Annotated in this window: 6 protein-coding genes and 2 pseudogenes; all 8 read left to right on the top strand. The window is 26.7% G+C overall.

Annotation, left to right across the window (positions count from 1 at the left end):
- Positions 1-1053, top strand: a pseudogene (locus tag OYV_RS02700) (AAA family ATPase); the annotation flags it as partial.
- A gap of 76 nt (positions 1054-1129) precedes the next feature.
- Positions 1130-1471: a hypothetical protein gene (locus tag OYV_RS02695; protein WP_042068153.1), complete on the top strand. Its 342-nt coding sequence runs from the start codon at positions 1130-1132 to the stop codon at positions 1469-1471.
- A 25-nt stretch (positions 1472-1496) separates the two neighbouring features.
- On the top strand, positions 1497-1754 hold the full coding sequence (locus tag OYV_RS02690) for a hypothetical protein (RefSeq protein ID WP_042068151.1): 258 nt from the start codon (positions 1497-1499) through the stop codon (positions 1752-1754).
- A gap of 6 nt (positions 1755-1760) precedes the next feature.
- Positions 1761-2597: a hypothetical protein gene (locus OYV_RS02685; protein ID WP_042068150.1), complete on the top strand. Its 837-nt coding sequence runs from the start codon at positions 1761-1763 to the stop codon at positions 2595-2597.
- The gene (locus OYV_RS05345) at positions 2572-3597 is read left to right on the top strand and encodes a hypothetical protein (protein ID WP_236620269.1); all 1026 of its coding nucleotides are present in this window, start codon (positions 2572-2574) and stop codon (positions 3595-3597) included. Before OYV_RS02685 ends, OYV_RS05345 begins: the two co-directional genes overlap by 26 nt.
- A 180-nt stretch (positions 3598-3777) precedes the next feature.
- Positions 3778-4504: pseudogene (locus OYV_RS02670) on the top strand (effector).
- Positions 4505-4568: 64 nt separating this feature from the next.
- Positions 4569-4925 (top strand): SVM family protein, encoded by a 357-nt coding sequence (locus OYV_RS02665; RefSeq protein WP_042068148.1) that lies wholly within the window; start codon positions 4569-4571, stop codon positions 4923-4925.
- Positions 4926-4981: 56 nt separating this feature from the next.
- Positions 4982-5830 (top strand): SVM family protein, encoded by an 849-nt coding sequence (locus OYV_RS02660; protein WP_042068146.1) that lies wholly within the window; start codon positions 4982-4984, stop codon positions 5828-5830.
- The last annotated feature ends 35 nt before the right edge of the window (positions 5831-5865 follow it).

The following is a 5865-nucleotide window of genomic DNA, read 5'->3' as shown; positions in this document are numbered from 1 at the left end:
CATTTAAAAGATCATGAAATTGAAGGTTATTTAAAACATATTATCACCCCTTATCAAATTAGTTATCATACTTTCTTAGCTTTAAAAGAGATTACCCAATTATGTCAAGGCAAAAACCTCTCTAATCGCGATTTAACCACGATCATCGAAGAAGCTTACAAAAAAACGGCTAAATGGTCTCAACAAAACCCTCAAACCCACGAAGTTATGTTGCCTTCTGATATCGAAGAAGTTTTACAACTAAAATTAAAAACAAAACCCGATCATCAACAAGTGAAACAACGCCGAGCAGCTTGTGAAAATCAATACGCTCAATGGCGAGAAGGAATCCTTCGATATTTAGATAAACCCAAAGACGAAACTAAAATTGAATGTCGCTATACCTTTGATGGTTTAAACGGAATTAACTATTACAATCGTCGTTACTCTCAAATCCAAACGGAATTAAATAATATTAATCAGCAATTAACTAAAATCCACCAAGAAAATAAAATTCCACAATTAGAACAAGAATTAATCGCTTTAAACCAAACACCTGACAAATACGAACAAACCATTAAAGATAAAAACCAAGAAATCATCGATATTAAAAATAAACTTAAAACTCTTCCAACTCAAGAAGAAAGATTAAGAAAAGAATTAAAGCTAGTCGAAAATCGTCGCGAAACCCAAAAAGAACCATCTAACTTAGTTTGTTACATCAAAGATCGTCATCCTTTCGACCGTTGGAATAAAAAAGGCTATACTTATAACCACACTACTTTAGACGGATTTGATGATGCTTCTTTCTATACCGAAGATGAAAGCTATTTACATTATTATATCAATTTCGAAAAGCAACAACACAAAGGCCCAGGTGGCAATTACTTAATCCTTAAATACAAAGGTCCTAAACACATCTTAGACGACGACAAAGACTATTACCTTGGTCGCGCTCGCGTCGATGATGCCAATTTCAAATTAACTAATTTTAATCTCCACTTCAACCCTGCACGTAAAACTTTATCACTTTACCAAAATCAACATCACGATGTACCTCAAAAGAACAATTAAAAAAAACTCATTAACCAAAAGAAAACTCGTTCAATCAGCGAGTTTTCTTATTTCACCAAGAAAGGAAAAAATATTTATGAAAATAAAAAATATTCGCTATTTTGGTTTTGTTTGCCATATCCATATTATATTAATAATATTCTTTTTTAATTATCAAAGTAATTCTATTCAAGCTTTACCATCAAAAACTTTAAAACGTTGTCACACTTTTCATTATCAAGATTTAAATGAAACGAATGAAAATAAAGAGGTATTATTGCCTTCAAATCAAATTGAAATCATTAATTCAAATATTAACGAAAAAAATCATATTAAACCTAAAGTTATTCAAAAAAACCAATTTTGGCAATTTTTACATCAATTTTTACATTTCGGAATGGATATCATTGAGATGACTAACGAAATTATTAGTAACTAATTCAAAGAGAAAGCGAGAAAACAAAATGGAAATTATTCAAAAATATTCACCTTATATTTATTTAATAATTGTTATTTTAACGACAATTATCATCTTTAATTTCAACAATCATAATTTAAAACTTCAAAACAATCATCTAAAACAAAAAATTAACCTTATTGAAAAGGAAATGGATGAATTTCAAAAAGAAACCCAAAGTAATTTTCAAAAAATTAATGAAAATATAGATAAATTAGAAAAAATGATAATAAATCAAAATAAATCCAATCAAGAAAGCGAGTAAAATCATATGGCGAAAAAAACAAATAAAAACACTAAAAACAATAAATCTAACAAAATAATTATCAAAAGAAAAACTCAATTCCCTAAAATAATTATCGAAACTCAAACTCAAAAAGAAAACTGGTTATTTAAAATCATTAAAACTTTCTTTAATATCCTCATTTGGTACATTCCATTATTATTAATTGGTGGGGCGATTTATTGGACCCTTTTTAAATTCTTTCCTGAAGTTTCAAACCAAATCAACACTTTTACAGCTAATGCTGCTGCTAAAACTAAAGTGTTTTACGATAAAGCTACTCAACCAATTCGTCAAGTTATCGAATATATCTATAATAAATTAACAGGCAATGATAAAGATCCTAATCATATTCCTTCGCCACAAAATAAATTAGGTTATTATCTAGCAACTACTTTAAGCGTCATCGGGATTTGTTTAGGATTTGGAAAAATTGGTAATTGGTTAAAAAATGGGAAGAAAAAGACTATCAAAAAAAGAACTAAAACTATCATTCAAAAAAAAGCTACTTCAAAAATAGCTAATGTCGGTGGTAAAATCCTTAAAATCGGTAGTAAAGTTTTATTTTGGGTTTCTTTAGCTTCAACTGCTTATGAACTTTATCAATTTTATCAAGAAGAAACTAAAACCCCCAATCCACCACAACAATTAACCCATAAAATGGAAAATCCCTCAACACCAATCTTACAAGCATCAACTATTCAACAATCATTCAATCCAACTATTATTGAAAATGAAGAATCAACTTTAACTAATAATAATGAAGTTAAAGAAGAGACAACTCAAGAAGAAAGTAAAAATGGTAACCTTAACAATCCCTGTTAAAGGTTCAGTTGAACAATCCCCAACTGAACCCACTTTACTTCAACAAGAACAACTCCAACAAACACCATTACTTGGTGAGGAATTAAAAGAAACTAATCAAACAACGGAAACACAACAACTAACTCCTGAAGAAATCATCAAAGCCAAAAACTTATTAGAAATTAAACTCCAACAAGAAAAAATTAATAGTTTAACTTTAGAAACTCAAAAAGCTAATTTAGAACATGATTTAACTCAAAAACAAGAAGAATTAGAAAACAATCAAAAACTATCTCAACAAGAAAAACAAGAACTTCAAAAAGAAATCAATCAACAAACTGACAAAATCCGTTCTAAAGAAAATGAAATCTTTACCCAAGATCAAAAGATTAATCAATTAGAAACTGATCTTCACCAAGAAAAAACGATTAACACCGAAAAAGAAAAACAAATTAATGAATTAATCAATCAAATCAACGAACAAAACCAAATGACTGAACAACTCCAAAACCAACTCCAAGAACAAAAATCCTTAATCGAAACTAAAAACCAAGAATTAATAACTAATCAAGCTTTATCTGAACAAGAAAAACAAGAACTCCAAAAGGAAATCAATCAATTAACAACTAATTTTCAACAAAAACAAAAAGAATACGAAAACACTATTAATCAAAAAGACCAAGAAATCGATCAATTAAACCAAATCATCAACGAACAAGCAAATGAAATTAACCGTTTAAATGAGGAGTTAGAACAACAAATTGATAAATGGGTGCAACAAGGCCTTCACATTGAAGCTCTAGAAGGAACCATTAAAGCTTTAGAAAACGTCTCTGGTAAATATATTGAAGAAAACGCCGAACTCCGTCATGAAATCAATAAACTTAAAGAACAAATAAAAGAAGAACAAAAAACCCATGCAGCGACTAAATTAAAATTGAAAGAAAACTTTGATGAATTAACCCAACAAATAACAGAATACGATAAAATTAAAGAAACCCTAAAAAACCAAAAAACTTAGAAAGGTTCAATTCAACCCTTTACTACAAAAATTAAAGTCGACGTAAACAGAAATGTTGCAAGCGCAAAGGAAAAAGTTAATAATGTAACTTCTTGGTTTAAAAAATGGTTTTAATTAAGATTCAAAAGTCAAATGTGTTAAAATGTTGGTATATTAAAAATTGCTAGAAAGGAACTAATCATGTTTAATATTAAAAAAATAATTAAATGGGTTTTTATCGTGTTAGGGATACTTCTTTTTTTATTTATTAGTTTTATTGTTTTAACCGAAATGGAAATCATTAAATTACCGAAAGAAGAAATCCCTATTTTAAAAGAAACCGCATTCGAAAATATCGAAGAATGGGATGACCTTAATAGTGGACTTAAAATGATTAAAGCCAAGTATACCTTTGATGGACTTAATGGTATTGGCTATTATCAACAACAACTCGCTAACAAAGAGAACATCAATTTTTATGAATTAGGAACTATCAAAGACCGCCTCGAAACCCAAAAAGAACCCTCTAACTTAGTTTGTTACATCAAAGATCGTCATCCTTTCGACCGTTGGAATAAAAAAGGCTATACTTATAACCACACTACTTTAGACGGATTTGATGATGCTTCTTTCGATAAAAAAGATGACAGTCAATTATATTTATATGTTAGATTAGAAAAACAACAACACAAAGGGCCAGGTGGCAATTACTTAATCCTTAAATACAAAGGTCCTAAACGCATCTTAGACGACGACAAAGACTATTACCTTGGTCGCGCTCGCGTCGATGATGCCAATTTCGAATTAACTAATTTTAATCTCCACTTCAACCCTGCACGTAAAACTTTATCCCTTTATCAAGGTAAACACAATAACGAATAAAGTCCAAGAAACCGAAAATAACAAAAGAACCAACTCTGATTGGTAATAAAATTTAACAACTTCCAATAATTTAAAATATAAAGGAATAAAAATAAAAGGAGATTTAATTAATGGTTAAATTAAAAAATCAATTTAAAATAATAAGTATTTATTTATTTATTTTTTTAGGAATGTTATTTATTAATAATAATAAAAATTTATATGCCCTCCCTGGAATAGATTTAGAAGCAAGAAAAATTCGACTTGAAGAAGAAATAAATAGTTTAACGATAGAATTAACTAACGTTTTTCATGATACTAATTTAGAATCTCAAACACGTTTAAACAGAATGACTGCTTTTTCAAATAGATTAGATACAACCAGCAATCAACTTTCGATGATAAATCAACAAATTATCGAATGCATTCGAAATAATTTACGAAGACAAAATAACCAAAATCAACCAAATAATAATAGAAGACGTTAAAATAATTTAAAGTGTGTTTTATTTTTATTATTAAATATCAAAAGGAGATTTAATTAATGTTTAAATTACAAAATCAATTTAAAATAATAAGTATTTATTTATTTATTTTTTTGGAATTATTTTTAATAAATAATAGTAATCAAGTGATGGCAATGGAAAATAAAAAAATATGCAATCTAAATATGAAAATTCATAATATTTGGATTCAAAAAAAAGAAGATATTGTGTCTCATGTTATAAATAAAAATATTGATCAAACATTTAGTTATTTAACTTTAGATTATCCTTGTTATAATAGCGCCACCAATAATAAAAATGATCTTTGCTGGCGTATTAAAGAACCTCCTAATAATTTATTATTTGTTTTTTTTGATAACGGAATTAGATCTAATGAAGATGAATTTTATTCTTTAGAAGATCTAAATAAAATGGGTAATGGAGCAAAAAATATGTATATTTTTTGGTTAACAAAAACATTATATCCACAAATTAAAACTGAAAAAGATATTATAAATAAAGAAATATTTTACCAATTAAAAATAAAATTGAAAAATATTGAAATAGAAAAATTAAATATTGAATTAAATTTATTTAAAGAAATAAAATTACAATTAGAAAAAGAAATAGATAATCAAACAAATATTTATCTTAATACAAAAAAAATTATTCTAAATCTAGAAAATTATATAAATAATTTAGAAGGAATTAACAAAAAAAACCAAAATATTAATTTAGAAAATGAAAAATTAAAACAAAAATTAAACTTAAACTATATAGAATTACAAAAAGAAAAAGAAAAATTTTTAAATCAAAAAAATAATATAAACAAATTACAACAAGAATTAAATCAAAAAACAACTACTTATATGGGTATTTTTAATTCATTGTATAAAAAAATATTTTAATGTTTAAAAAATTTAAAAGAATAAAAAAAATTATA

This window comes from 'Chrysanthemum coronarium' phytoplasma (assembly GCF_000744065.1).
Classification (GTDB): Bacteria; Bacillota_I; Bacilli_A; order Acholeplasmatales; family Acholeplasmataceae; genus Phytoplasma; species Phytoplasma asteris.
The sequence above is the reverse complement of the archived record's forward strand: the minus strand, read 5'-3'. Positions and strand labels throughout refer to the sequence as shown.

Excerpts from the sequence above, each read along its gene's own strand:
- OYV_RS02695 (WP_042068153.1), top strand. The coding sequence starts at position 1,130 with ATGAAAATAAAAAATATTCGCTATTTTGGTTTTGTTTGCCATATCCAT.
- OYV_RS02690 (WP_042068151.1), top strand. The coding sequence starts at position 1,497 with ATGGAAATTATTCAAAAATATTCACCTTATATTTATTTAATAATTGTT.
- OYV_RS02685 (WP_042068150.1), top strand. The coding sequence starts at position 1,761 with ATGGCGAAAAAAACAAATAAAAACACTAAAAACAATAAATCTAACAAA.
- OYV_RS05345 (WP_236620269.1), top strand. The coding sequence starts at position 2,572 with ATGGTAACCTTAACAATCCCTGTTAAAGGTTCAGTTGAACAATCCCCA.
- OYV_RS02665 (WP_042068148.1), top strand. The coding sequence starts at position 4,569 with ATGGTTAAATTAAAAAATCAATTTAAAATAATAAGTATTTATTTATTT.
- OYV_RS02660 (WP_042068146.1), top strand. The coding sequence starts at position 4,982 with ATGTTTAAATTACAAAATCAATTTAAAATAATAAGTATTTATTTATTT.